Consider the following 26,232-nt stretch of genomic DNA (forward strand, 5'->3'; position numbering starts at 1 on the left):
GAATATGAAGAAATTAGAAATCACCAATCTACAAAGAAAAACTGTCAACTTAGAAACACAAGCATTAATTACAACGGAAACTTTTAATCATAGTGAAAGTCTACCTTTAGTAATTAAACCCACAATTGATCAGATTTATTTACCACATTGGTTAATTGTCAATCAGGATTTTATTCATAAACAACTACTCAAATATGGTGCTATCCTTTTTCGTGGCTTTAATATTGATACACCAGCTATATTTGAAAAATTTGGTTTAGCTATTTGTCAAGAACTTTTCCAGGAAAATGGCGAACATCCCCGCGAAACAGTCAGCGGAAAAGTTTACACTCCAGTATTTTATCCCGCCGATAGAAAACTGTTATGGCATAATGAAAACTCTTTTAATCATCAATTCCCCTTAAAAATTATGTTTGGTTGTCGTCAACCAGCACAGCAGGGAGGGGAAACACCAATTGTTGATAGCCGCAAAGTTTTTCAATTAATAGATTCCAAAATCCGTGATATATTTATTGAGAAACAAGTGATGTATGTTCGCAATTATGGGGATGGATTAGGGTTAGATTGGCAAACAGTATTTCAAACCCAAAATCAAGCAGAAGTTGAAAAAAGATTCTCCAAAAATGCAATCAAATTTGCATGGAAATCAAAAAATCGGCTGAGAACTCTTTCTATTCGTCCGGCTGTAATTAAACATCCTCAAACCGGAGAATTATCTTGGTTTAATCAAGCTCAACATTGGCATCCTGCTTGTTTAGATTCGATAACTAGAGAAACACTATTTGCATCTTTTAAACCAGAAGATTTACCAAGAAACTGTTACTACGGTGATGGTACTCCCATTGAAGATTCAATCATGGAAGAAATTTGTGGTGTTTATCAACAATTAGAAGTAACTTTTCCTTGGGAAAAAGGAGATGTTTTACTACTAGATAATATTTTAGCAGCCCATGCTAGAAACTCCTTTGTGGGTGAAAGAAAATTATTAGTAGCAATGGGCGAAATGACAAATTATACACAAATTGGATATTAAGGATATTTAAAAAAGGATAGCGAAAAATGCTCAGTCAAATTCAAGGATTTCAACTTTCACCACAGCAACAACATTTGTGGAAATTACAACAAGATAGTTCTGTTTATCGGGCTTTAGGTGCAGTTCTCATTGAGGGGAATTTACAAATTGATGTCTTTAAACAAGCCCTGCAAAAAGTTGTAGATAGAAATGAAATACTCCGTACTCGCTTTTATCGTCCCCAAGGAATTAAAATTCCTAGTCAGGTGATAGATAGTAATAATTCTTTCTTATTTACCGAGTATGAATTTCTAACAAATCACAATTTAGAGCAAGTAATAGACGAGTTATTACTTGAAGCAAAAAATCAGCCTTGGGACTTAGAATCAGGCTACTTATTTTCTACAAAATTAGTCAAAACTGACAATAATCAATATATTTTATTTCTGAGTTTACCGTCTTTATGTGCCGATACAAAGACTTTAAATAATTTAGTTGCAGAAATTAGTAATTGCTATACTGCCGTTTTACAAGGTGATAATCTTTTAGATGAACCTTTACAATATGCTGATATTGCAGCATGGCTAAATGAATTATTAGCAGCAGAAGAAACAAATTCAGGAAGAAAGTATTGGCAAAAAATAGATATTTCCACAAGTAGAAATTGCCAAATTATTCATGAAAAGCAACCAGATGAAACAGCGAAATTTCAACCGCAATTGATCAACTTACAAATTGATCAACAATTAACTGGACAAATAAAACAAATTGCTAATACTTATCAAACTACAACTTCTGTATTTCTATTAACTTGTTGGTTAATTCTCCTGCGGCGTTTAACTGGGAATTGTGACTTAATTATTGGTACTTCCTTTGATGGTCGCAATTATGATGAATTAAAATCTAGCTTAGGTTTGTTTGCTAAATATTTACCTCTAAATTGCCAACTAGAAGACGAAAAATGCTTTTGTGATATATTGAATTTAGTTAAAGAAATTACTAGCAAAATGTCAGATTACCAGGAAACTTTTACTTGGAAAACTGCTGGAAATAACCAGAGTCAAGAAATTGAAAAACCATTCTTCCCCTTCTGTTTTGAGTTTATAGAAACACCAGAAAAGCATATATCTGGGGAAATATCACTGTCACTTTATCAGCATCGTGTTGATTTAGAACCCTTTGAGGTTAAACTTGCTGGTGTTTGTGGATTTAATGAACAGCTAAAAGTTGAATTTCACTATGATAGCAACTTATTCACAAAAGCTAATATAGAAAATATTGCTGATCAATTTGCAACTTTGTTAGCAAGTTCCGTTGAAAATCCTCAACTAAACATTTTCCGTCTCAATCTTCTTTCAGAATTACAAAAACAGCAACTTGTAATTAATTTCAACTATACCAAAACACCAGAATTACCATATAATTGTATTCATGATTGGTTTGCAGTTCAATGTCAGCAGACACCAGATAATATTGCAGTTGTTTATGAAAATCAAAAACTCACATATCAAGAATTAAATAACAGTGCTAACCAACTAGCGCATTATTTACAAAGTTTAGGAGTAGGAACAGAAACCCTGATCGGAATATGTATAGAACGTTCTCCTTTAATGGTGATTGCTGTTTTAGGAATTCTCAAGGCTGGTGCAGCTTATGTACCCATTGACCCCAATTATCCCCCAGAAAGAAAAGCGTTTATTTTAGCAGATACACAAATGCCATTATTGCTAACTCAAGCCAGTTTAGCAGCAGATTTACAGACAAATAATATTAGAACTATTTGTTTAGATAATGATTGGTATATCATCAACAAACAACTGCAAAACAACCCAATTCATAACACTAATAGTCAGAATGTCGCTTATGTAATTTATACTTCTGGTTCTACTGGTAAACCCAAGGGAACATTAATTTCTCATTCGGGTTTAGTTAATTATTTGCATTGGTGTACAAAGGCATATAAAGTTGATCAAGGTTCGGGAACTTTGGTACATTCTTCTTTAGGATTTGACTTAACTATTACCAGTTTATTTTCTCCTTTGGTGGTAGGTAGTCAAGTAGAACTATTACCAGAAAATCAAAGCATAGAAAATCTTGCTCAAACTCTCATTCAAAGAAATAATTTAAGCTTAGTCAAAATCACTCCTGCTCATTTAGAATTACTCAGTCAACAACTATCACCAGAGGAAGTATCAGATCGGACTAATGCTTTTATTATTGGTGGAGAAAATCTAACCACACAACATATTAATTTTTGGCGAAAGTTTGCCCCAAAAACAATTTTAATCAATGAATATGGACCGACAGAAACCGTTGTGGGTTGCTGCATTTATCAAGTATCACAACAAGATAATTATTTAGGTTCTATTCCTATTGGTTATCCCATAGCTAATACCGAACTTTATGTTTTAGACCAATATTTACAACCAGTACCAAAAGGGGTAATAGGTGAATTATATATTGGTGGTGCAGGACTAGCGCGGGGTTATCTCAACCAACCAGAATTAACAGCCCAAAAGTTTATTCCCCATCCTTTTAGTAATGAACTAGGAGCGCGTTTATATAAAACTGGTGATCAAGTGCGCTTCCGAATTGATGGAAATTTAGAATTTTTGGGACGCTTGGATGATCAAGTTAAATTAAGAGGTTTTCGTATCGAATTAGGAGAAATAGAATCTTTACTTTCCTTACATCAAACTGTTCAAGATGCAGTAGTGATGGTAAGAGAAGATGTAGCTGGAGATCAACGTCTAGTTGCTTATTTGGTTATTAGAAAAGATGCTTCTTTATCTATTCAGAGTTTGCGGAGTTTCTTGCAAGAAAAACTTCCAGATTATATGATTCCTACAGCTTTTGTACCTTTAGAAACCTTACCTTTAACAAGCAATGGCAAAGTAAATAGAAAGATACTTCCTGGACCAGATCAGCTAAATACAGAGGTGAAAGAATCTTTTATTGCTCCCCGTAATTCTCTTGAAGAACAGTTAACAAATATATGGGCAGAAGTGCTGAAAATAGAAAAAGTGGGTATATACAATAACTTTTTTAGCTTAGGTGGACATTCCCTGCTAGTGACACAGTTAATATCTAGAATGCGTGATGATATTGGTGTGGAATTAGTGATACAGGATGTTTTTAATTATCCCACTGTAGCTGATTTAGCCGTGATTATCACCCAAAAATTAGCCCAAGATATAGATGAAGACATTTTAGCGCGATCGCTTGCAGAATTAGAAGAATTATCTAACGCAGATATCCAATTAATTAACTAAGGTTAAAAATTATATGAGTAACCTACTACAAAAAATTGCAGAACTTTCTCCCGAAAAACGTCAACTACTGCTGCAAAAACTTAATCAACAAAAAGGAAAAACTGCACCTGCTAAAATTCAACCTCAAAGTCGAGATATTCAGACATTTCCTTTATCTTTTGCCCAACAAAGGCTATGGTTTTTTAGTCAATTAGAACCAGAAAGTAGTGCCTATAATATTCCTGCTGCTATCCAATTAACAGGAAATCTGAATGTATCAGCCTTAGAAAATAGCATTAATCAAATATTGCGTCGTCATCACATATTACGCACTAACTTTCAAGTTATAAACGGCGAACCAGTCCAGGTAATTCGTGCAGAAACAAACCTACAAATACCAGTAATTGACTTAGAAAATATTCCTGAAAACATAAGAGAAACAGAAGCTATCCGTTTAGCCAAACTCGAATCAGAAAGAACTTTTAATCTAGAAAAAGATTTACTTCTGCGGGTTAATTTATTACGTCTTGGTGAAACAGATAATGTAATTTTATTCACCATGCACCACATCATTTCAGATGGTTGGTCAACAGGAATACTTATCCGGGAATTAACAAGTTTTTATAAAGCGTTTGATAGTAACCAACAATGCAATTTACCTGAATTATCTATTCAATATGTAGATTTTGCAGTTTGGCAACGTCAATATTTACAAAGAGACATTTTACAAACTCAATTAAACTATTGGAAACAACAGTTAAGTGGTAATTTACCTATATTAGAATTACCTACAGATCGTCCACGTCCAGCAATTCAAACTGATAGAGGTACAAGCCAATCTTTTATCCTTTCTCCATCCTTAACAGCAGCATTAAAAAATATTTCCCAGCAGGAAGAAGTTACTTTATTTATGATATTGCTGGCAGCATTTAAAGTATTATTATATCGGTATACTCAGCAAAATGATATTCTTATTGGTACTCCCATTGCTAACCGTAATCGTTCGGAAATAGAAGGATTAATTGGTTTTTTTGTTAATACTTTAGTTCTCAAAAGTAACTTAGAAGAAAATCCTACTTTTCAACAACTTTTAAACCAAGTTAAAAAAACAACCTTAGCAGCTTATAATCATCAAGATTTACCCTTTGAACAATTAGTAGAAGAACTACAACCAGAAAGAGATTTAAGTCATAGTTCTCTATTTCAAGTCATGTTTATTCTGCAAAATGCACCCACAGAAGTTTTACATTTACCAGATTTAACCATCAAACCTTTGCAAGTAGAAAAGAAAACAGCAAACTTTGATTTAACTCTCTCAATGGTTGAAACAGAAACAGGACTAAGAGGTTCATTAGAATATAATACTGATTTATTTGATGATGACAGAATTACCCGAATGTTGGCACATTTCCAAACATTATTAGCGGGGATTGTGCTTTATCCTCAACAAAATATTTCTGAATTATCCCTATTAACAACATCAGAACAGCAGCAAATTTTCTTGACTGGAAATACTCATCAAATTTCTATTCCTAAAACGTGTATTCATCAACTATTTGAAGCACAAGTAGCTAAAAATCCTGATGCAATAGCAGTAGTTTTTGAGGAAAAACAACTAACTTATCAAGAACTTAACCAGCGTGCTAACCAACTAGCAAATTACTTACAAAAACAAGGAGTTAAACCAGAAATTTTAGTAGGAATTTGCTTAGAACGTTCCCTAGAATTAGTGGTGGGAGTGCTGGGAATTCTCAAAGCAGGTGGAGCATATCTACCAATTGATCCAGCGTATCCCCAAGAGCGGTTAACATATATGTTAACAGATGCTCAAGTATCAATTATTCTCACGCAAAAACAACTATTAGCAGTTTTACCAAATGAAAATAAACAAATTATTTGCATTGATTCTGATTGGCAAAAAATTACTAACGAATCTCTAGAAAATCCTGTGAATCAGGTAAATATAAATCATTTAGCTTATGTGATTTATACCTCTGGTTCTACAGGTAAATCCAAAGGAGTCATGATTGAACATTGCAATTTAGTAAATGCTTATTTTGCTTGGGAAGAAGCTTATAAATTAACAGCCATTACCGCACATTTACAAATGGCAAGTTTCTCCTTTGATGTTTTCTCAGGTGACTTAGTTCGCACTCTTTGTTCTGGTGCTAAATTAGTAATTTCTCCTCGTCAACTGCTACTTGAACCTGATAAACTTTATCACCTGATGCTGCGGGAAAAAGTAGACTGTGCAGAATTTGTTCCGGGAGTATTAAGAAACTTAATTCAATATTTAGAACAAACTCAAAAACGTCTTGATTTTCTAAAATTACTAATTTGTGGTTCTGATAGTTGGTATATTCAAGAATATGATAAATTCCGTCAATATTGCGGTGATAAAACTAGATTAATTAATTCTTTTGGCTTAACAGAAGCAACTATTGATAGTACCTATTTTGAAACAGATACAATTAATTTATCTCAATTATCTAAAGATCAATTAGTCCCGATAGGAAAACCTTTCAGTAATACCCAAATTTATATTTTAGACCAATATTTACAACCTTTACCTGTAGGTATTCCTGGTGAAATCTATATTGGTGGTGCTGGTTTAGCACGGGGTTATTTACATAAACCAGAATTAACAGCTAGTAAATTTATACCGAATCATTTTTGTGAAGAAATAGGAAGTTTTATTTATAAAACGGGTGATTTAGGACGCTGGCTTAAAGATGGAAATATTGAATTGATTGGTAGAACTGATAACCAAGTTAAATTAAGAGGTTTCCGGATTGAATTGGGTGAAATTGAAGCCATACTTAGTAAACACCCAATAGTAAAAGAATCTGTTGTGATAGTTAGAGAAGATAACCCTAAACGACAACAATTAGTTGCTTATATTGTGTCAGAATTGGCAGATTTTAATCATATAAATTCCACCATATTCCAGGAATTTTTAAAACAGCAGTTACCCAACTACATGATACCTTCTGCTTTTGTGATTCTGGAATCTTTTCCCCTGACACCTAACGGTAAAATTGATCGTCGTGCTTTACCTAAGCCTGAATATCAAGAACTACAAACAGCTTTCGTTGCACCTCAAACTCAGACAGAATTAACATTAGCGCAAATTTGGGCTGAAATTCTGAAAGTGGAAAAAGTGGGTATTAATGATAATTTCTTTGAACTAGGAGGAAATTCTTTATTAACAACTAAATTAATGCTCAAAATTCGGTCAACTTTGCAAATAGATTTTCCTTTGCGGCTTCTGTTTGAATCACCCACTATTGGGAGTTTGGCAGTTTATTTAGATAAAATTATCAAATCCGAATCTATTGATACATTAATTCCAGAAAATCTAATAGATTGGGATCAAGAAACTATTTTAGACCCGCAAATTTACCCAGTAAATCCTTATCAAAAATCTGCAAAAACACCTCAAGCTATATTATTAACAGGTGCTACCGGGTTTTTAGGTGCTTTTTTACTGTGGGAACTTTTACAACAAACTCAAGCTAATATTTACTGTTTAGTTAGAGCTAGAGATATAGTAGCAGGTAAAAAGAAAATACAAGAAACCCTAGAATCTTATTTAATTGGAAATGAGAGTTTTTACCAGAGAATTATTCCGGTAATTGGAGATTTATCTCAACCCTATTTAGGACTTAATAAAAGTGAATTTCAAGATTTAGCTCATCAAGTTGATGTCATTTATCATAATGGTGCTTGGGTAAATCATATTTATCCCTATTCAGTTTTAAAATCTGCTAATGTTTTAGGCACACAAGAAATATTAAGATTAGCTTGTTTAGGAAAAACAAAACCAGTTCATTTTGTTTCCACTACGAGTATTTTTTCTCAATCAGGTATTTCTGGGGTTCAGATAATCACTGAAGCAGATAATAGTGATACTTATCCAGTCAACACTAATGGCTATGTACAAACTAAATGGGTGAGTGAAAAACTATTAGCTACTGCTAGAAATAAAGGTATTCCTATTAGTATTTATAGAATAGGTCGTGTTTCTGGACATAGCCAAACGGGAGTTTTTAATATTAATGACTTGCTATATAAATTAATCATTGGCTGTATTCAACTTGGTAGTGTTCCCAATCGGGATATTCAGGAAGATATTATGCCTGTTGATTATGTCAGTAAAGCCATAGTTTATCTATCAACACAGGAGAAATCTTTGGATAAAGCCTTTCATTTATTCAACAATCAAGTTTTACATACAGATAATTTATTGAGGGTAATTCACTCCTATGGTTATCAAGTTAAACAAGTTCCATATCAAGATTGGCGATCGCAATTAATTAATACTGTTGGAGATTTGCCAAAACATCCTTTATATCCACTTATACCATTGTTTTCCGCTAAAACTTCTCCAGGTAAATCTGAGCAATCAGGTACTTTACAGTTTGATTCTCAAAATGTAATTACTGGACTTGCTGATTCTTCTATTATCTGTCCAGATATTGATGATAAGTTACTAGCTACTTACATTTCTTATTTAGCTAATCAGGGATTTATCAACTAATCTTAATCGCAACATCTACTAACAATAATTACCCTAAAAAATCAAAATCATGCAAACACAAGAATTGAAAAAAGAACAACCATCTGATCAACTTAGTCTCAACAATCATCAACAACAATATCTCAATGATTTTATTACTCGCTATAACCAGAAAACAGCAAAATCTAAACAACAATCTCAAACCTATCGTCATGTTTTAGCTGATGTTCGCGGTTCAGCCGGCTTTCGTTCTCCTATTAAAGAAATTGTTTATCCTATCGTGGGTAAATATGCCTCTGGTGCGCGGATGACGGATATTGATGGCAATGAATATGTAGATTTAATAATGGGTTTTGGTGTCAATTTATTTGGCTATAATCCTGAATTTATCAAAGAAGCTATTAGCGAAAGATTAGAGCAAGGTATTCATATCGGACCACAATCAGATTTAGCTGGTGAAGTTGCAGAATTATTTTCTGAAGTTACAGGAATGGAGCGAGTAACATTTAGTAATACCGGAACAGAAGCAGTAATAACAGCCTTACGACTAGCGCGAGCGACAACAGGGCGTTATAAAATAGCTATGTTTTCTGGCTCTTATCATGGTCATTCTGATGCAACTTTAGTACAAGCAAAAATTCAAAATGAAATTACAGAAATAGTGCCAATGTTTCCTGGAGTATCAACCAGTATTTTGGCAGATGTGTTAGTTTTAAACTATGGTGATCCTCAATCTTTAGAAATCATCAAACAGCATCAAGAAGAATTAGCTGCTGTCATTGTTGAACCTGTACAAAATAGTCGTCCTGATATTCAACCAAAAGAGTTTTTACATCAGTTGAGAAAATTAACTGAAGATGCAGGAATAGTATTAATTTTTGATGAAATGCTGACTGGTTTTCGTTTACATCCAGGTGGAGCGCAAGCATGGTTTGGCGTAGAAGCTGATATTGCCACCTATGGAAAAATTATTGGTGGTGGAATGCCCATTGGTGTAATTGCTGGTAAAGCTAAATATATGGATAGAATTGATGGGGGAATGTGGAATTTTGGAGATGATTCTTCACCACAAGTAGCAACAACTTTTTTTGCTGGTACTTATTGTAAACATCCTTTATCTATGGTAGCAGCTAAGGCAGTTTTGCAATATCTAAAAACACAAGGTTCGGCTCTGCAAGACAAATTAAATCAACGATCTTCTGAGTTAATTCAAGAAATAAATTCCTATTTTCAAGAGGATGGTGTACCCATTAAAATGGCTAACTGTGGCTCAATTTTTAATGCTATTCCTTTTGGAAATTCTGGTAATGCTCCTAAATCAGTAATATCAGAAAATAAGGATTTGATTTACTATCATCTCATCTATAAAGGAGTGTTTCTTCGTCCTGGTGGTGGGTTATTATCCACTGCACATACTGATAAAGATTTAGATTTTGTCATTCAAGCAATTAAAGAAAGTGTAAAAGAATTAAGAGGTGGTGGCTTTTTACCATAAATTGATTATTCTGCCAATAATTAAGTTGAAAATAAATAGGAGATACTTTCATGATCACAGTAGAAATTGATTCAAAATATGATTCTTGGGCAAAAATTTACAATCAATATTGGGGGTTAGAATATTGCCAACAAAATTTACCTCCTTTTGAAAAGCTATTAAAGCAATATAATATTCTACCTAGTGCAAAACTTCTTGATTTATGTTGCGGTACTGGACAAATGGCTCAACATTTAATTGAACAAGACTATCAAGTAACGGGGCTTGATTTTTCTAAATCTATGTTGCAATATGCTCACAAAAATGCCCCAAATGCTAAATTTATCCATGATGATGCCAGGTTTTTTAATTTACCATCTAGTTTTAATGCGGTGATTTCTCCTAGTGGTAGCCTTAACCATATTATGAATATTGAAGAACTCAAGGAGGTTTTTCTGAGGGTGTATGATGCACTGTTGGATAATGGTGTTTTTCTGTTTGGCTTAAATTTGGAAGATGGTTATAAATCTTGGAATGGTTCTCTCACAGATGGAGATGTACAAGATAATTATGCTTGGGCTTGTTGTGATAGTTATAATGCAAATGAGAAAACAGCGCAATTTAAAATCACTATCTTTGAGTTAGTAGAAAATATCTGGCAGCGTTTAGATATTATTAATTCGGTAAAACCTTATGCTCAAACAGAAATAATCACGGCACTAAAAAACGTCGGGTTTACAAATATCAATGTTTATGATCGGCAGGGAAATTTAGCCGATGATCAATGTAATCAGTTTGCTATTTTTGCTGGTTCTAAGTTTGTCAATAAATAGAAAATTCGGAGTTACCAATGAGTAGAGAAAATAGAGAAGACACCACAATTTATAAAGTTGTAGTTAACCATGAAGAACAATATTCTATCTGGCCTGCTGATAGAGAAAATGCTTTGGGATGGAAGGATGCAGGTAAAACTGGTTTGAAATCAGAATGTCTAGAATATATTAAGGAAGTGTGGACTGATATGCGACCTCTGAGTTTAAGAAAGCAAATGGAGGAAGCTGCTAGTAAAAATTAATCATAAATAATTTCTCAATTACTATTTGTAGAGAGGTTTAACTTCTCTACAATAATTTTATTTATGAAGGAGTAGAAAAAATTCAATGTGATGAAGGTATTGCACCGAAATGGCTGTAAAAACTTGCAAGATGACCTCAAAATGCTTGTTTTCTCGTTACCAAACACAACTTTTTAACCATAATGTAACAAATTATCAAAAACAGACGGAATAAGGCATTTTAGACCATCTTGCAGGAAATTACCAGGATCTCGGCTCAATGCCAAGATGGTTGTTAATTTTGCTCTGAAGGCGTAGGTTGTTCCAAACGTCGCCGCCGTCTGGTAGGTTTAGGACTACTTTCATTATTGCTGTTCACTGAAGAAGCTGGGGTTATTTCTCGTCTTCGTCTTCTTTTCCTTGTTTCTCCTGAAGATGAAGTTACAGCTTGATCAGTTCTTCTTCTTCTTCTAATAGCTTCTCCCAAACGCTGTCCTTTTGTTGCTGATGAAGTGGAAGTAGATTCTGTTGATGCTGCTACATTTCTTCTGCGGCGAATTCTTCTGGTTTCTGTATTCGACTCTCTGGGAATATTTTCACTAACAGATGTTACCAATCTTCGTCTGCGTCTGGGTGTTTCGCTTGCAGAATTACTCGCTTTGTTAGTAGATTCACTATTTCTTTGTTCAGTTTCTCTTTGTTTCTTGCGTTTTTGGAGTTGGCGATATCTTTGAGAACCTGCGATCGCATATTCAGTCCCAATACTAACACCTTGTCTACCCTCTGAACTGGGTTTGAGTTTCCATTTTTGCGCTCTTTCTAAATGTTCAGCATCTAATTTTTCGTTACCACTGGATCTCAACAACCGAACCTTAGTAACATTACCATTATTATCCGTATCAACAGCTACTTCAACCCTGCCTTCTACTCCTCTTCTTCTTGCCCAATCTGGATAATTTGTATTACATTCTCGGCAAGCAGCACGACCATTACCGCTACCAGTATTAGTATTAGTATTTATTTTGGGCTGTGTGGGTGCTGTGGCAACTTTGGCAGTATTTGATTGTTCATTATTTACACTACCAATATCGCCCAGATCACGACGAACACGTAAGCCTGTGGTTCTTCCTACAGTATTTCCACCATTATCGGCAGTAGCTTGAGATGGTTGTGAACCTGCTTGATTTGCTCTCCCATCTCTGATTCCTGCTAACAACTTACTTAAATTAGAACCGGATTCTGAAGATGTTTGAATAGCAGTAGCATCAGTAGATGAGGGTTGAGTATCTACTTGCTGTGCTGATAGCTTTGTAGTTAACGGAGAGACTTTTTGCGGCTGAGTATCTACTGTCTTTGGTGATACATTTGCCTTTGTAATCGTCGGTAAAGGTTTCAGGGGTTGTATTTTTGGCTCAGGAATCACAGGAGATGGAACTTGCTGTTTTTGGATTACAGCAGTTTGAGCCGGAACTACTGTGCTTTTTTGTGGTTGCGGTACAAATACTGATGGAGATGTATCAAAATTATTTGTACTGGTAAAAATCCGCGAATTATCAATAACTTTAGGTTTTGTTTCCTCTTCCGGTTCTTCTATTGGTTTTATTTCTTCTACTGGAGTCTCCACAAAAGTGATTTCTACTGGCTCTTCTTCCGGGACTTTTGTAAGTACACTACCAATACCAGAAGCCAGCAACCCAATATGTATAGCCAAAGAGCCAATCAAGCTATAAGTCAAAAAGGTTGTCAGTGTCTTTAATTCTTTTTCTCGCTGCTCTATGGCTATGCTGGAAAAACTCATGGTTATATTTCTTATTATTTAGTTTATTGCTAGTAATTTTTAGTAACTCCGGTAGAATAACAGAAATTATATGCGAATGTCAATCAATAATTTTGACTTCTTGTATTTGCAGATTTTAGCCCAAATCTTTTCCTGGCAAATAATTACAGCGATTTTAACCCTAATCTAGAACTTATTCTGACGCTCAGATGTAGCAAAAGATTGACATATATTCTCATTTGCTCTAATTTAAGTTGAGAACTTATATCAGCTATTCTTGCTGAACTAGTTAAGAAATTTTATTGAAAGGCTTGAAAATCGGACATGGATATCAAAAATCTGTTTACAGCAGGTGGTGTGGTGATGTGGCCGCTGCTACTGTCTTCTGTATTGGCGGTAGGGCTAATTATTGAACGGATCAAGTTTTGGGTAACAATCAGTAGCCGTCAGCAACGGGTAGTTAGAAATGTATTAAATCTCTATCGTCAGGATAATGTGGTAAGTACAATTGATACACTGCGAAAAAATGCAGATCTACCAATTGCACGGATTTTTTTGACGGCTTTAGAGTTAGAAGAACCAAATCCAGAAGAATTTCGTTTGGCGTTAGAAAGTGAAGCTCAGGCAGAAATACCTTTATTCAAAAGGTTTAATACAATCTTTGATACTATTATTGCCCTCGCACCCTTGTTAGGATTACTGGGAACTGTATTGGGATTAATTGGTTCTTTTGCTTCTCTAAATATTGGTGATGTTGGCGGAACTAAAGCCGCCGGTGTAACTAGCGGTATTAGTGAGGCGTTGGTTTCTACCGCTACAGGTTTAATTGTGGCAATTTTTACCCTGGTTTTTGCTAATACTTTCCGGGGATTTTATCAAACGCAAATTGCTTTGATTCAAGAATATGGTGGTCACTTAGAACTACTATACCGTCGTCGCTACGAAAGAGGAGAAAAAACCTATGCGTCTACAAGATGAGCCGGAATTGCCAGCACAGATTAATATTGTGCCAATGATTGATGTGATTTTTGCGATTTTGACATTTTTTATTATGTCAACTTTGTATCTCACTCGTTCTGAGGGTTTACCAGTTAATTTACCTCAAGCTGCTACGGGAAAAACAGATCGTCCTGCACAGGTAACATTAACTATTAATAATACTGGACAGATATTTTTGAATAAAGAAGCAGTTAGTTTAGAGCAATTAGCAGCCCAGGTAAGAGAAAAAGTAGAACCAGAAAAACCTTTGATGGTGATACTAAATGCAGATGAAGCTGTTAATCACGGACAAGTAGTAGCAGTGATGGATAAAGTGCGACAGGTAGAAGGAGTGAAGTTAGGGATAGCTACACGCAAATAATTGAGGAGTTCAGGAGTTCGGAATTTTGATAAATTTAGCAGCTAAACCTGTATTTAGCTTAGTTGGGTGTTTGATGCTGCTGCTAGTTTGTTTAGTATCTAGTGTCACATTAGGAGCAGCAGAAATACCAATAGATGAGATTTTGACATCTTTTGTTAGCTTTGATGGTTCATATCAACACCTAATTATTCAAACAGTCAGATTACCGCGATCGCTCATTGCCATTTTAGTTGGTGCATCCCTAGCGGTTTCCGGGGCATTGATGCAAGGTTTAACGCGCAACCCCTTAGCAGATCCAGGTATTTTGGGCATTGAATCCGGTGCTGCACTCACCGTAGTTGTGACAATTTTTATATTTGGTAGTACATCAATTACTACTTTAACAATTGCGGCTTTTTTGGGTGCGGGAGTCACAGCGATTTTAGTCTACTTCCTGGGTTCACTAGGAAAGGGAGGTGCAACCCCGCTTAATCTCACAGTAGCAGGTGCAGCCCTAACAGCTTTAATTTCTTCCCTCACCACTGCCATTTTGATCATCAGTCAACGCACATTAGAAGAAATTAGATTTTGGTTAGCTGGTTCATTATCTGGTAGAGATGCGCCTATCCTGCTTTCCGCACTACCTTTTGTCCTTATCGGCTTAGTAATTGCCCTGGCTTTAGGTAGACAAATTACTACCATGAGTCTAGGTGACGATGTAGCCAAAGGTTTAGGTCAAAAAACAGCCTGGATAAAAATTTTGACTGCCATCAGCGTAGTTTTACTAGCAGGAAGTTCCGTAGCCCTGGCTGGACCTATCGGTTTTATTGGTTTAGTTGTTCCTCACATAGTCCGATTTTTCATTAAAACCGATTATCGCTGGATTTTGCCTTATTCCGCCGTTGTCGGGGCAACTTTGCTGTTAGTAGCAGATATTACTGCCCGTATCCTCCTCAAACCCCAAGAATTACCTGTAGGTGTGATGACTGCACTGGTTGGCGCTCCCTTTTTTGTCTACCTGGCTAAATCAAAGGTGAAAAAATGAAGGTTGATTGGTTGGTTATTCGTTCCTCAACAATATCTTTTCGCATAGATCGGCGTGTACCAGTAATGCTGTTATTTTTACTCGCAGTGATTGGGGTGGCAATGGTGTTAAATGTGGGCAGAGGTGAATATCCTATCTCTCCTTTAGATATTATTAAAACTCTCTTGGGTGTAAATACGGGAAACCCTGACCATTTATTCGTTATTAATACCCTGCGTCTACCTCGTACCGTTGTGGCTTTTATGGTGGGAATGGCGCTGGCTATTTCTGGAACTATCTTCCAAGGTTTAACACGCAATCCCTTGGCTGATCCTGGTATTATTGGGATCAATTCTGGGGCAAGTCTAGCCGCAGTTACAGTTATTGTTTTATTTCCTGCCGCACCAGTTTACATCTTGCCTTTATCAGCTTTTTGCGGTGCTTTGTTGATGGCGGCTTTAATTTACTGGTTAGCTTGGAATAATGGCAGTTCGCCGATTTTATTAATTTTAATGGGTGTGGGTTTATCTGCGATCGCCAGCGCCTTTACCAGTTTAATGATTACGTTCGGCGAAATTTACAGCGTCAGTGATGCTTTGGTGTGGTTGGCTGGTAGTGTGTACGGACGTACTTGGGAACAGGTATTTTCATTTTTACCTTGGTTAATTATTTTTGTCCCAATGGCGTTGACATTAGCTAGACATTTGGATGCTTTAAATTTAGGAGATGATGTAGCGAGAAGTTTAGGAATTTCCGTAGACATTCAACGTAGTTTATTGCTGTTGGTAGCAGTAGCTTTAGCAGGTGCATCAGTGGCGACTGCGGGAATGATCGGTTTTGTAGGTTTAATTGCACCCCATTTAGGAAGGCAATTAGTAGGTACAAATAATCAAGGTTTGATTCCCACTTCAGCACTGTTAGGAGGAATGATTGTTACTGTTGCAGACTTATTAGGAAGAACTCTATTTGCACCTATTGAAATTCCCTGTGGAGTCGTTACTGCTGCTGTCGGCGCTCCTTATTTTTTGTATTTATTAATTCGTAATCGGAAAAAATAGGGGACTGGTGATTGGGTAAACGGATCATGGCAAGGCGGTTGCTAAATTAGAGTTAATAGCTGTTTGGTATTTATTGAAAAATAAAATCACTAATCCTGATACCATAGTACAGGTATCAAGAAACCAAGTAAACCAACCAGCAACATACATACTGCACAAATCACATATAAAAACGCGATTCCTGCACCAGTATCAGTTCCCAATAATCCTCCGAAAATACCAACCAAAATACCCCCTGATTGTAAAGCAGGAGTAAAAACACGATCTGCCAAAGGACCTGCTATTAAATAACCTACAGCAGAAGCTATTTGTAAAAGTAGCGATCGCGCTGCAAAAACTCTTCCTTGCACATTTGCTGGTACTTTCGCTAACCAAATAGCATTATCAGAACTGCCATTTAAAGGGAAATTAACAGAAGAACAAAATTGTGCAGGAATCCAAATTAAAGGTGTTCTACCCAAACCAAAAACAATTTTACTGATACCAGCACCTATCATTCCCAGTAAAACGCCTTTAATTTTGCGTTTAAAACCGCCCCAAATACTAACAATGATCGCCCCTGTCACGCCACCAAAACCAGCAGCAGCAGCTAAACTACCTAGCACTACAGTATTATTATTAGTACGTGAAAAAATCATTGGTGTATATAGTGAATTACCAATGTCATGGGGTAGCCAAAATAATAAGTTAACTAATAGCAATGCTAATAAACTTTTGTTGGTAGTGATGTAGTTCCAACCAAATCCCAAATCTTGCCAAATATTAACTATATTTTCGTTGTTTGTAGTTGGTGGTTGCGGAATACTAACTAACAGTAAACTGCTAATAGCAACAACAAACGTCGAAATATCAATTAACCAAATTCCTGAAAAACCAATGATTGTGTAAAGATATCCTGCTAAAGCAGGTGCAATAATTTGACTACCATAACTAGATACAAATCCCAAACTACTAGCACGGGTATAGTGTTGTTTGGGAATCATTAATGATATTGATGACTCAAACGCCAAAGACTGAAATTGATTAAAAGTTCCGACTATTGCACCTGTCAAATAAAAATGCCAAATTTGTAAATTATTCGTCAGATGTAACAACAAAATTATAATTGTGCTGAAAACGGCAACTGTATCACCCACCATCATTAAAAATTTGCGGTTAAATCTATCGACAATGACACCACTGATGGGAGTAATAATAATGCTGGGAAGTAAACTAAAAAACCCTACCAGAGTTAGAGTTGTTGCTTGTCCTGTAATTTCCCATGCCCAAATTTCAATTGCAAAGCTGGTCATGCTGCTACCAATAGTAGACACTAATTGACCAAGCCACACAATGAGAAAATTACGCATACTGGCTGGTTGTTGTTCTTCTAGCATTTTTCTACAACCTTACTAATAATGATTTCAGTCGGTTTCTGTCATATATTCTTTAATTTGGGCAATTCTTTCCTCTGGTTTTAATAAAGGACAGTTTGTACATTTTTCATCACCAGGAGGAATAAAAGCATATAAACAACAGGTAAGACGGACTGTAGTTTTAGCTGGCAAACCAGGTTCGTTAATTTCTTCAGTACGGACTAAATTATAAAGTGGGTTACGTCCTGGCATAACTAAACTATCGGGTTGTTCATATAAAACGGAATAATCTGTTTTTATTGATTCTAAATTTGTACATTTACTAATTTCCGCAAACTGCCATTCTGAAGCATTTACCGCATTACCCCACATAGTTTTTTGAGAAAGTTTAGTTAAACTATGAACCCGTTCTATCATCGGGGCAAAATTGCGCTGGAATAAGCTAGTAAATACTGCTTGATATAAATCTTCTACACTATCAACTATTTTACCTGGATAATCTTGGGGAATGGGTATAGGTGATCTTGGCGGATAAATTACAGTACCACTTAAATCATGAAAATATAACGCCTTGGGTTCACCATTTTCTAACACAAAACTCACATTATCAATCTCTGAATTTAATCCAATTCCTGCCCAAGTCATCAAAGCTAACACACCTGGTAATGTTTTCCAGCTATAAACTTTGTTCCAGATGGATGCAGCAATGCGAATGTCTTGAGTTTTTTGGTATATGTCGCTGGTTTGCCATTGATATAAAAGTCTATCTGGTTGTAGATAATCATTAACTGAAATCACCTCAACATCATCAGGAGGTTGAGTCACAATTATCAGATTTGTATAGAAATTATCTAAATTTGTTTGAGCAAGAGTAAATATTTCTTTTAAAAAATTGATCACAATTGTGTTATCTAATTTTTGAGATATTGGCAATGTTTTTTGATGATAATTAACTAGCATTAATTTGTCTCCAGGTATTTAAATAAATCATCTAATATGGCATTTGCTGACAGGATATTTCCGAAAATCCAGTAACTTGAATTAACAGTATAAACTCGTTGATTTTGAACAGCTTTCAGGTTTTGCCAAAGTGGACTATTCTGATATTTTTTAAAATTTTCTTCTGCACCCGGATCTAAAACTATAAATAAAATATCAGCATTGATTAAATCCAGACGTTCTAAACTCACTGAAACTAGGGGCTGATTTTCATTAGTAGTAAGTTGATTTTGAATTTCTGGCAGAGGTATTCCCACCTCTGTAATTACACTGCCAGGAAACGAATATTTAGTGCGAAATTCTGTAAATTGATTACCAGCATAAAAACGACTAATAGAAACTGTTTTTCCTTTGAGGTTATGATTTGTAAATGCGCGTAATTTTTCAACTCGTTGCTGATATTCCTCAAGTAATTTTTTTGCCTGTTCCCTTTTTTCTATGATTTCAGCAATACGTGATAAAGCATCTTTCCAACCGAATTGAATATAATTAAATGTGACTGTTGGTGCTATTTGTGAAAATAATTTATATTGTTCTGAACTGAGAGAAAAACCCAAAATTAAATCTGGATTTAACTGTACCATTTTTTCTATATTTGGTTGACTATTTTTTCCTAAAGAAATTATTCCCTCAGCCTTTTTACCCAACTTGGGTATAATACTACCTGCAATATTCGGCTGTGTTGCTGCTATTGGTTTTAAGTCCAGTGCTAACAACGCTTCCATAGAAGTTTCATCTAATGCGATAATGCGTTGAGGTTGTAAAGGAATACAGCTTTCACCTAATTCATGCTTAATAATTCGACATTTGGATTTGATTACTTGGGATTTAGAGGATAAAATTTTTTGATTAGGAAAGTTATAACAACCCTTTATAAATATCACAGACAGCGTTATTATCAAAAATAATTTGAGGTAATACAAACATTTTCTAATCATTGAATATCTGGGTGATGAATTGGGTAATAAAACAGCCCTTATAACATTCAAGGGCTGTATGTAATTTGTCATAACGCGCAGTTTTAAAAACTACCCATTTGAGTAATTTAAAAATTACAATTGCCAGCCCAAAGTAAATTTTATAGATCGAGGTGCGCCATAAAAAACACGCAAGCGGTTTTCAGCCAATTCAAAATACTCAGTATCAAACAAATTTTGTAAGTTAAGAGCGGCTCGGAAGTTATTTCGGCGATAAAATAATGCTGCATCAGTGCGTAAATAACTGGGTAAACTAAAGGTATTGTCTAAATCTCCTTCCCTTTCTCCTACATAAAAAAGACCTAAACCTAAACCTAAACCTTGTAGATTTCCTTTTTGAATTTCATAGGTATTCCACAAACTAATAGCGTGTTCTGGAACGTTATTAATGCGGTTTCCAACTGGAATATCATTGTCTTTAGTTACTTGTGCATCAGTGTAAGCATAGCCACCAATTATTTTCCATCCAGGTAGTATTTCACCAACAATATCTACTTCAAAGCCACGACTTCTTTGTTCACCAGTTTGGATAGAGAAATCCGCATCTCTGGGATCAGATGTGAGAACATTTGAACGGGTAATTTGATACAGAGAAACTGTTGATGAAAGTTTATCTGTCCAATCAAACTTAGCACCTACTTCATATTGAGTACCTCGTTCTGGGGTAAATAAAGCAGTATCAAAAGTTGTTCCTGTTACCTGCTCAAATGAACGGCTGTAGTTAGCATACAGTGAAACTAATTTGCTTGGCTGATAAACCATACCAATGCGGGGGCTAAATGCTGTATCTTCCTGAAAAGAATCAAATTCATCATCAGATGCGTCATACTTTTGATTAACAATATCGAAACGTCCCCCAATGACTACTTTAAAATTATCAGATAGGGAAATTTGGTCTTGTAAATACAATCCTAAACCTTCTTGAGTAAATGGCTCATTAGGAAATTCAGCAAGTACATCACCGATGTTTTGTGAACCGTATATAGGATTAAATAAATCTAGAGGACTAACTGCAACACGCTGACCAGTACCTTCAAATATCTCTCTAGATAAATCAAAGCCAAATAACAGTTTATGCTTGATATTTCCAGTATTAAAGTTACCAATCAAGTTAGTATCTAGAATGTAGCTAGTGACGCTTGCATCAGAGGTATTTAGATTACGGTTTAAAGTGCGATTATCAGCTGCTAATGATCTGGGAGCGCCAGAATTTTGCTGATTTGTTTGAAAGGAAGAACGGAAGCTATTTTGTATTTGCCAATCTTCATTAAAACGATGTTCTAAATTATAGCCTACTCGCCATACTTGGCGATTGTTTTTATCAATAGAAGGCTCATTGGTAAACCGATTTCTTGGTATCTTGCCGTTGGGGTTGGGTAAGATAGTACCCAATACTGGAATACCCCGGTCGTTTCGTTGTTGTGTATCGAAATATTCTGCTTCTAAATTTAATGTTGTGTTTTGACCAATTTTCCAAGTTAAAGCTGGAGCAATAAAGTAACGTTGAATGTCAACAAAATCTACAAAGGTATCTGTACTAGAAGCGGAAGCATTGAAACGATACAACAAAGTTTTACTATCATTCAGAGGACCTGTAAAATCAACTGAACCACTATATGAATTGTAGTTACCAATTGATCCTTCTACTGAATAGAAGGGTGTTTCCAGAGGTTTTTTAGTAACAATATTTACTGTACCCCCTGCTCCACCTTGACCAAAGAGAACCGAAGCCGGACCTCTGAGAACTTCTATTTGCTCAATGTTGGCAATTCCAGAACCAGCAGTAGTGTTGGTGTCATCTCTCAATCCATTACGGATAATAGTACGATTTGTGAATCCTCGAATATTGAAACCATCAAATACATTCCGTTCTGAAGAGTTAGTAATTACACCAGCAGTATTTTTTAATGCGTCACTTAAACGTTGTACTTGCTGTTCTTGAAGGACTTGCTTCGGGATGACTTGAATTGCTTGAGGAATATCGCGGATTGGGGTGTCAGTTTTTGTACCAGTGGAGGCGTTAGGTATTCGGTAGGTGTCTTGTTGACCTGTAACTACCAATTCAATAGGTTGTTCTGGCGGTGTTTCGCTTCTTGGTTGTTCCGGTTCTTCTGGTTGTTCCGGTTCTTCTGGTTGTTCTGGTGGTGGTGTCGTTGCAGCTTTAGGTACAACTTCAAAAATTAAACCTTCTTCACCATCAAATAATTCTGCTGCTGGTAAACCAGATTCACCTTTTACTGTTAACTTTACAGTGTTATTATCAGCTTGAGTAACACTCACAGAAATAATCCCCTGTACTGGATTAGCAATGTTAAAATCTTTGCCTTCTGGTAGTGCTAATACTGCATTAGGGATATCAACAATAAAACTATTTTCTGTACTTTTATTAGTGGGTTGAAGTGCATCTGGGTTTGCACTTTCTAAAATAATTTCGATACCCTTATCTGTCTTATTGACTTTGACACCTGTAACTTTTACTGATGCCTTATTATTTTGTTGTACCAGTAGTAACTTTGCTGTATTGGTAGAATTATGTAATTTAGTTTCTGCCGCAGCAGGTTGGATAAGCAATGATGCGAATGCAAACACGATTCCTGCGGAAATTATCTCTTTTGATTGCCGATACACCATACCCTTCACTCCACAAAAATAAGCTCAATATTGCAAATAATTTGCAACTGTCTGTGGAATGAGTTTATGTAATTTCTACAGTGTAAGTCTATATAGTAGAGGGAGAGTTTTGAACCCTTAACGGAGAGTATGATTAATTGTTGATAATAACCTGCAAGTAGGCTAGAATTAGCTGCATAGGTTTAGATAGCTTTTTTACCTAAACGACAATCTTGGGGAGTCATCCCAAATTTACGCTTAAATGCGGCTGCAAAATGGCTTTGATTGGCATAACCAACAGTGTTGACAACAGTTCTCACATTTTGTTTTTGTTCCTGTAACAACTTTCGCGCTATTTCTAGGCGATAATCACGCAAATAACCAAATACTGTAGTACCGAATATTTCCCGAAACCCATACTTGAGTTTGTTGTCGTTAATACCAACTTTTTTTGCTAATTCAATTAATGACGGTGGATGATCATAGTTTTTGGTTAAAATATCCTTAGCTTGATAAATTCTCTCAATATCAGCTGCTTTGAGATTAATCAAGGGTTGTTTATCTCCCTCAACTTCTATGATTTGTGCAAGTTGCAAAGCTAGTAATTCTAGTACCTTGCCTTCAAGATACATTTTTTGTATCATTCCTTGATAGGGGGCATTGAGAATTTGCTGTAATGCTGTCTGCATGGAAAGGGTAATTTTACCGACTGGAGTGTGAAACCTTGGTGGAGAGTCGCTTTCTAAGAAAGGCTGTAATTGTTTTGGTAAATGTTCTAGTCCATCTATGAAAGTTTTCAGGAAGTCTAAATCTATACATATTTTAATTATATAGATGCGATCGCCTGCAAAATATTGTTCGATTTCCTCAATATCTGGTAAGTAAAATAAGTAATTATTTCCTACTGTTTCTTGGTAATTGCTCTTCACCCCTGTAATACCCGGACAAATCACACTATGATTACCTGCTAAATAAAATTTGGCTGTTAGCGCGTATAATCCATAGTGATTAATTTTACTGTTTACGTGCTGGTAGTAATAATCATCAAAAATTTCTAGACTTAATCCCGGGCAAAATTCAACTAATTGATAATTATTTTTGTATAAACTATTACGGATTCTCCGAATTTCATCAAATCCATGAGTATTGTAGGATACCTCTAAAATCTCTAGAGTTTCCTGTTCAATTTGACTAACTTGCTCTTCCGTCAGGATATTTGTCATATTTTAACGGCAATTCTGCTAAACTAATTGCAATTAGTTCTTAACTAAGAAAAAGATTAATGTTTAATTTACAACAATTATGAGGTGATTTACAATAGAGAATACATCGCATTAGACTGTGTCCTTTGTGCTAAACTTACTACTCCCATAACTGGGTTTGAGACTCAAAAGCAGAAACCGACTCAGTAAGCTGATGGGATTTTTGAGTGCCACAGCTTGGACAACAGTTGCAAATATTTACTAATCAGTATTCCCTGCGGTGTAGTGACTGCTGCTGTCGGTGCGCCTTATTTTCTCGATTTGTTAATTCGGAATCAGAAAAAATAGGTGATTGGTGATTGGTGACTGGTGACTGGGGAAGAAGCAGGGGAGCAGGGAGCAGGGAGCAGGGGGAAATTATTTGTATTTTCCTAATCACCAATTACCAATTACCCATTACCCATTACCAATTACCTATTACCAATCTAAAATCCAAAATCTAAAATCTAAAATCCAAAATCCAAAATTGTTATGAAAGGATTATCAACAAAAAGCTTATCTTTAGCTTATGATGGTAACACCATCATCCGGGACTTAAATTTAGCTATTCCTACGGGTAAAATTAGTGTTTTAGTTGGTGCTAATGGTTGTGGAAAATCCACATTATTAAGAGGTTTAGCCAGATTACTGAAACCTAGCAATGGTGCTGTATATTTGGATGGAGAATCAATTTTTAAACTCTCTACAAAAGAGGTAGCTCAACAATTAGGAATTTTACCTCAAAGTCCAGTAGCACCAGAAGGTTTAACAGTTAAAGATTTAGTTGCTCAAGGTCGTTATCCTTATCAAAGTTGGTTACAACAATGGTCAGAAAAAGATGAAAAAATTGTGCAACAGGCGTTAGAAATTACCAATTTAGTCAAGTTTTCAGAACGAGCATTAGATACTTTATCTGGTGGACAAAGACAACGAGCTTGGATTGCTATGGCATTGGCTCAAGATACGGATATTCTACTATTAGATGAACCGACTACTTTTTTAGATTTGACACACCAAATAGAAGTTTTAGATTTGTTGTATGAGTTGAACAAACTTCAGGGCAGAACTATTGTCATGGTGTTGCATGATTTAAATCACGCTTGTCGTTATGCTGATTATTTAGTAGCAGTTAAAGAAGGTAGGATTTTTACTGCTGGAGAACCACAAGAAGTCATGAATGAGGAAATGGTAAAAGAGGTTTTTGGCTTAGATTGTCGTGTTGTTGCTGATCCAGTTGTGGGAACACCGATGTGTGTGCCAATAGGACGTAAAGGTAAAGTAAATATAGATTCCTAATTGATCAATTTAGGCAATAAATTACAGCTAAAAAATAGACCGACGCATTACAACCTGTAACTAAAACTGAGGCAAATAATTATATTGCAGATATTCCTAATGCGGTACTAGCACTACCAGATGGTAAAGATGTTAATATAGCTAATCCTGTAGCGGGGATTATTTCTGTTAATGTTACCCAAGCTACTGCTAATACTATTCAGATAAAGATACAAGGAGAGTCAGGAGTTCCCACACTGGAATTATTTGATAGTGATGAGGGTTTGATTTTTAGCTTTACACCTGCTGTCTCAACAACACAAACACCTACACCATCAGAACCAGGGGAAACGCATCTAAATGATTTGAATGGTTCTCAAAAAGATTTACCAAAAATAGAACAACCTTTGCGGAATCAAAAAGATCATCTTCAATCTTTGAAAGTTTCTCATCTCACTTATATTTATCCTGGTACTAACCAAGGAATTACAGATATTAGCTTTGAAATTCAGCGCGGTAGTTTGACTGTAATTACTGGTCAGATTGGTTCTGGCAAAACTACATTACTGCGTTTATTATTAGGATTATTACCTAAGCAAAGCGGGGAAATTTACTGGAATGGAGATATAGTTGAAAACCCTGCTACTTTCTTTGTTCCCCCTCGCAGTGCTTATACTTCTCAAATTCCCCAACTTTTTAGTTATACCCTGCGGGAAAATATTTTATTAGGATTATCTAAAGATGATCAAGATATCGCCACAGCTTTAAACATGGCTGTATTTGACCAAGATTTAGCAACTATGAATGAAAGTCTAGAAACTTTAGTTGGTTCTAAAGGTGTGCGGCTTTCTGGTGGACAAATGCAACGAGTAGCAGCCGCGCGGATGTTTATCCGTCAAACCGAATTAATGGTATTTGATGACCTTTCTAGCGCCTTGGATGTGGAGACAGAATTGGCTTTATGGTCGCAGATATTTGTTAATACAGAACAGAGAGAAAATCCTTGGACACCAACCTGTCTTGTTGTTTCTCATCGTCCTTCTGTGTTGCGTCGCGCTGACCAGATTATTGTCATGAAAGCAGGGAGAGTAGAAACCCAAGGTAAATTTGATCAGATTTTTCTTTAAGTCCCGCTAATTAATTTGGGTATTAGACATTTGGTGAAAAAGAATATGGAGACGTTCTATAGAACGTCTGGGATTCATACCATAAAATTATACCAAAATCCAGATAATTTACATTTGCTTATTAAGAATAATTATTATTT

At 35.7% G+C, this 26,232-nt stretch carries 17 protein-coding genes and 1 pseudogene; 12 read left to right on the forward strand and 6 right to left on the reverse strand.

Annotated elements, in window-relative coordinates:
- Positions 1-4: 4 nt before the first annotated feature.
- From A9Y75_RS08870 to A9Y75_RS08895, 6 genes are read left to right on the forward strand one after another with little or no spacing between them, the layout of a single operon-like run.
- A complete protein-coding gene (locus A9Y75_RS08870) occupies positions 5-1,033 on the forward strand; it encodes a TauD/TfdA family dioxygenase (protein ID WP_071189199.1) in 1,029 nt (342 codons plus the stop codon).
- A gap of 26 nt (positions 1,034-1,059) precedes the next feature.
- Positions 1,060-4,284: a non-ribosomal peptide synthetase gene (locus A9Y75_RS08875; RefSeq protein ID WP_071189200.1), complete on the forward strand. Its 3,225-nt coding sequence runs from the start codon at positions 1,060-1,062 to the stop codon at positions 4,282-4,284.
- Positions 4,285-4,297: 13 nt separating this feature from the next.
- Positions 4,298-8,803 carry a non-ribosomal peptide synthetase gene (locus tag A9Y75_RS08880; protein WP_071189201.1) on the forward strand — a complete coding sequence of 1,502 codons (4,506 nt, stop codon included), beginning with the start codon at positions 4,298-4,300 and terminating at the stop codon, positions 8,801-8,803.
- A 49-nt stretch (positions 8,804-8,852) separates the two neighbouring features.
- A complete protein-coding gene (locus A9Y75_RS08885) occupies positions 8,853-10,277 on the forward strand; it encodes an aspartate aminotransferase family protein (protein WP_071189202.1) in 1,425 nt (474 codons plus the stop codon).
- A gap of 50 nt (positions 10,278-10,327) precedes the next feature.
- Positions 10,328-11,089 (forward strand): class I SAM-dependent methyltransferase, encoded by a 762-nt coding sequence (locus tag A9Y75_RS08890; protein ID WP_071189203.1) that lies wholly within the window; start codon positions 10,328-10,330, stop codon positions 11,087-11,089.
- Between the two features lie 17 nt (positions 11,090-11,106).
- Entirely contained in the window at positions 11,107-11,331 is a 225-nt protein-coding gene (locus A9Y75_RS08895) for an MbtH family protein (protein WP_071189204.1), read from the forward strand.
- A 274-nt stretch (positions 11,332-11,605) separates the two neighbouring features.
- On the opposite strand, the gene A9Y75_RS08900 is transcribed toward A9Y75_RS08895, so the two are convergent.
- A complete protein-coding gene (locus tag A9Y75_RS08900) occupies positions 11,606-13,108 on the reverse strand; it encodes an energy transducer TonB (RefSeq protein ID WP_071189205.1) in 1,503 nt (500 codons plus the stop codon).
- 303 nt (positions 13,109-13,411) lie between these two features.
- Between A9Y75_RS08900 and A9Y75_RS08905 the strand changes: the two genes are divergently transcribed.
- The 4 genes from A9Y75_RS08905 (at position 13,412) to A9Y75_RS08920 (ending at position 16,508) form a co-directional block, all read left to right on the forward strand.
- A complete protein-coding gene (locus tag A9Y75_RS08905) occupies positions 13,412-14,065 on the forward strand; it encodes a MotA/TolQ/ExbB proton channel family protein (RefSeq protein ID WP_071189206.1) in 654 nt (217 codons plus the stop codon).
- On the forward strand, positions 14,049-14,447 hold the full coding sequence (locus A9Y75_RS08910) for a biopolymer transporter ExbD (RefSeq protein ID WP_071189207.1): 399 nt from the start codon (positions 14,049-14,051) through the stop codon (positions 14,445-14,447). Before A9Y75_RS08905 ends, A9Y75_RS08910 begins: the two co-directional genes overlap by 17 nt.
- A gap of 73 nt (positions 14,448-14,520) precedes the next feature.
- Positions 14,521-15,471, forward strand: a complete 951-nt coding sequence (locus A9Y75_RS08915; RefSeq protein ID WP_236721377.1) for an iron ABC transporter permease — start codon at positions 14,521-14,523, stop codon at positions 15,469-15,471.
- Complete coding sequence (locus A9Y75_RS08920; protein ID WP_071189209.1) at positions 15,468-16,508, forward strand: iron ABC transporter permease; 1,041 nt, start codon at positions 15,468-15,470, stop codon at positions 16,506-16,508. The genes A9Y75_RS08915 and A9Y75_RS08920 overlap by 4 nt, the downstream gene beginning before the upstream one ends.
- 89 nt (positions 16,509-16,597) lie before the next feature.
- Here the strand turns inward: A9Y75_RS08920 and A9Y75_RS08925 are convergent, their stop codons facing one another.
- The 5 genes from A9Y75_RS08925 to A9Y75_RS08945 form a co-directional block, all read right to left on the reverse strand.
- On the reverse strand, positions 16,598-17,884 hold the full coding sequence (locus tag A9Y75_RS08925) for an MFS transporter (protein WP_071189210.1): 1,287 nt from the start codon (positions 17,882-17,884) through the stop codon (positions 16,598-16,600).
- A 27-nt stretch (positions 17,885-17,911) separates the two neighbouring features.
- Positions 17,912-18,823 carry a ferric iron reductase gene (locus tag A9Y75_RS08930; RefSeq protein ID WP_236721361.1) on the reverse strand — a complete coding sequence of 304 codons (912 nt, stop codon included), beginning with the start codon at positions 18,821-18,823 and terminating at the stop codon, positions 17,912-17,914.
- Positions 18,823-19,800, reverse strand: coding sequence for an iron-siderophore ABC transporter substrate-binding protein (locus tag A9Y75_RS08935; protein WP_071189211.1), 978 nt, complete (start codon positions 19,798-19,800; stop codon positions 18,823-18,825). Before A9Y75_RS08935 ends, A9Y75_RS08930 begins: the two co-directional genes overlap by 1 nt.
- Before the next feature lie 114 nt (positions 19,801-19,914).
- Positions 19,915-22,470, reverse strand: a complete 2,556-nt coding sequence (locus tag A9Y75_RS08940; RefSeq protein WP_071189212.1) for a TonB-dependent siderophore receptor — start codon at positions 22,468-22,470, stop codon at positions 19,915-19,917.
- 182 nt (positions 22,471-22,652) lie between these two features.
- The gene (locus A9Y75_RS08945) at positions 22,653-23,672 is read right to left on the reverse strand and encodes a helix-turn-helix domain-containing protein (RefSeq protein WP_071189213.1); all 1,020 of its coding nucleotides are present in this window, start codon (positions 23,670-23,672) and stop codon (positions 22,653-22,655) included.
- Between the two features lie 510 nt (positions 23,673-24,182).
- Here A9Y75_RS08945 and A9Y75_RS08950 point away from each other — a divergent pair.
- Both A9Y75_RS08950 and A9Y75_RS08955 read left to right on the forward strand, forming a co-directional pair.
- Positions 24,183-24,986 carry an ABC transporter ATP-binding protein gene (locus A9Y75_RS08950; protein WP_071189214.1) on the forward strand — a complete coding sequence of 268 codons (804 nt, stop codon included), beginning with the start codon at positions 24,183-24,185 and terminating at the stop codon, positions 24,984-24,986.
- A gap of 41 nt (positions 24,987-25,027) precedes the next feature.
- Positions 25,028-26,092, forward strand: a pseudogene (locus A9Y75_RS08955) (ATP-binding cassette domain-containing protein); the annotation flags it as partial.
- Positions 26,093-26,232: the final 140 nt, after the last annotated feature.

The sequence above is a fragment of the Trichormus sp. NMC-1 genome, assembly GCF_001858025.1.
Taxonomy (GTDB): Bacteria; Cyanobacteriota; Cyanobacteriia; order Cyanobacteriales; family Nostocaceae; genus Anabaena.

Excerpts from the sequence above, each read along its gene's own strand:
- A9Y75_RS08870 (WP_071189199.1), top strand. The coding sequence starts at position 5 with ATGAAGAAATTAGAAATCACCAATCTACAAAGAAAAACTGTCAACTTA.
- A9Y75_RS08875 (WP_071189200.1), top strand. The coding sequence starts at position 1,060 with ATGCTCAGTCAAATTCAAGGATTTCAACTTTCACCACAGCAACAACAT.
- A9Y75_RS08880 (WP_071189201.1), top strand. The coding sequence starts at position 4,298 with ATGAGTAACCTACTACAAAAAATTGCAGAACTTTCTCCCGAAAAACGT.
- A9Y75_RS08885 (WP_071189202.1), top strand. The coding sequence starts at position 8,853 with ATGCAAACACAAGAATTGAAAAAAGAACAACCATCTGATCAACTTAGT.
- A9Y75_RS08890 (WP_071189203.1), top strand. The coding sequence starts at position 10,328 with ATGATCACAGTAGAAATTGATTCAAAATATGATTCTTGGGCAAAAATT.
- A9Y75_RS08895 (WP_071189204.1), top strand. The coding sequence starts at position 11,107 with ATGAGTAGAGAAAATAGAGAAGACACCACAATTTATAAAGTTGTAGTT.
- A9Y75_RS08900 (WP_071189205.1), bottom strand. The coding sequence starts at position 13,108 with ATGAGTTTTTCCAGCATAGCCATAGAGCAGCGAGAAAAAGAATTAAAG.
- A9Y75_RS08905 (WP_071189206.1), top strand. The coding sequence starts at position 13,412 with ATGGATATCAAAAATCTGTTTACAGCAGGTGGTGTGGTGATGTGGCCG.
- A9Y75_RS08910 (WP_071189207.1), top strand. The coding sequence starts at position 14,049 with ATGCGTCTACAAGATGAGCCGGAATTGCCAGCACAGATTAATATTGTG.
- A9Y75_RS08915 (WP_236721377.1), top strand. The coding sequence starts at position 14,521 with ATGCTGCTGCTAGTTTGTTTAGTATCTAGTGTCACATTAGGAGCAGCA.
- A9Y75_RS08920 (WP_071189209.1), top strand. The coding sequence starts at position 15,468 with ATGAAGGTTGATTGGTTGGTTATTCGTTCCTCAACAATATCTTTTCGC.
- A9Y75_RS08925 (WP_071189210.1), bottom strand. The coding sequence starts at position 17,884 with ATGCTAGAAGAACAACAACCAGCCAGTATGCGTAATTTTCTCATTGTG.
- A9Y75_RS08930 (WP_236721361.1), bottom strand. The coding sequence starts at position 18,823 with ATGCTAGTTAATTATCATCAAAAAACATTGCCAATATCTCAAAAATTA.
- A9Y75_RS08935 (WP_071189211.1), bottom strand. The coding sequence starts at position 19,800 with ATGATTAGAAAATGTTTGTATTACCTCAAATTATTTTTGATAATAACG.
- A9Y75_RS08940 (WP_071189212.1), bottom strand. The coding sequence starts at position 22,470 with ATGGTGTATCGGCAATCAAAAGAGATAATTTCCGCAGGAATCGTGTTT.
- A9Y75_RS08945 (WP_071189213.1), bottom strand. The coding sequence starts at position 23,672 with ATGACAAATATCCTGACGGAAGAGCAAGTTAGTCAAATTGAACAGGAA.
- A9Y75_RS08950 (WP_071189214.1), top strand. The coding sequence starts at position 24,183 with ATGAAAGGATTATCAACAAAAAGCTTATCTTTAGCTTATGATGGTAAC.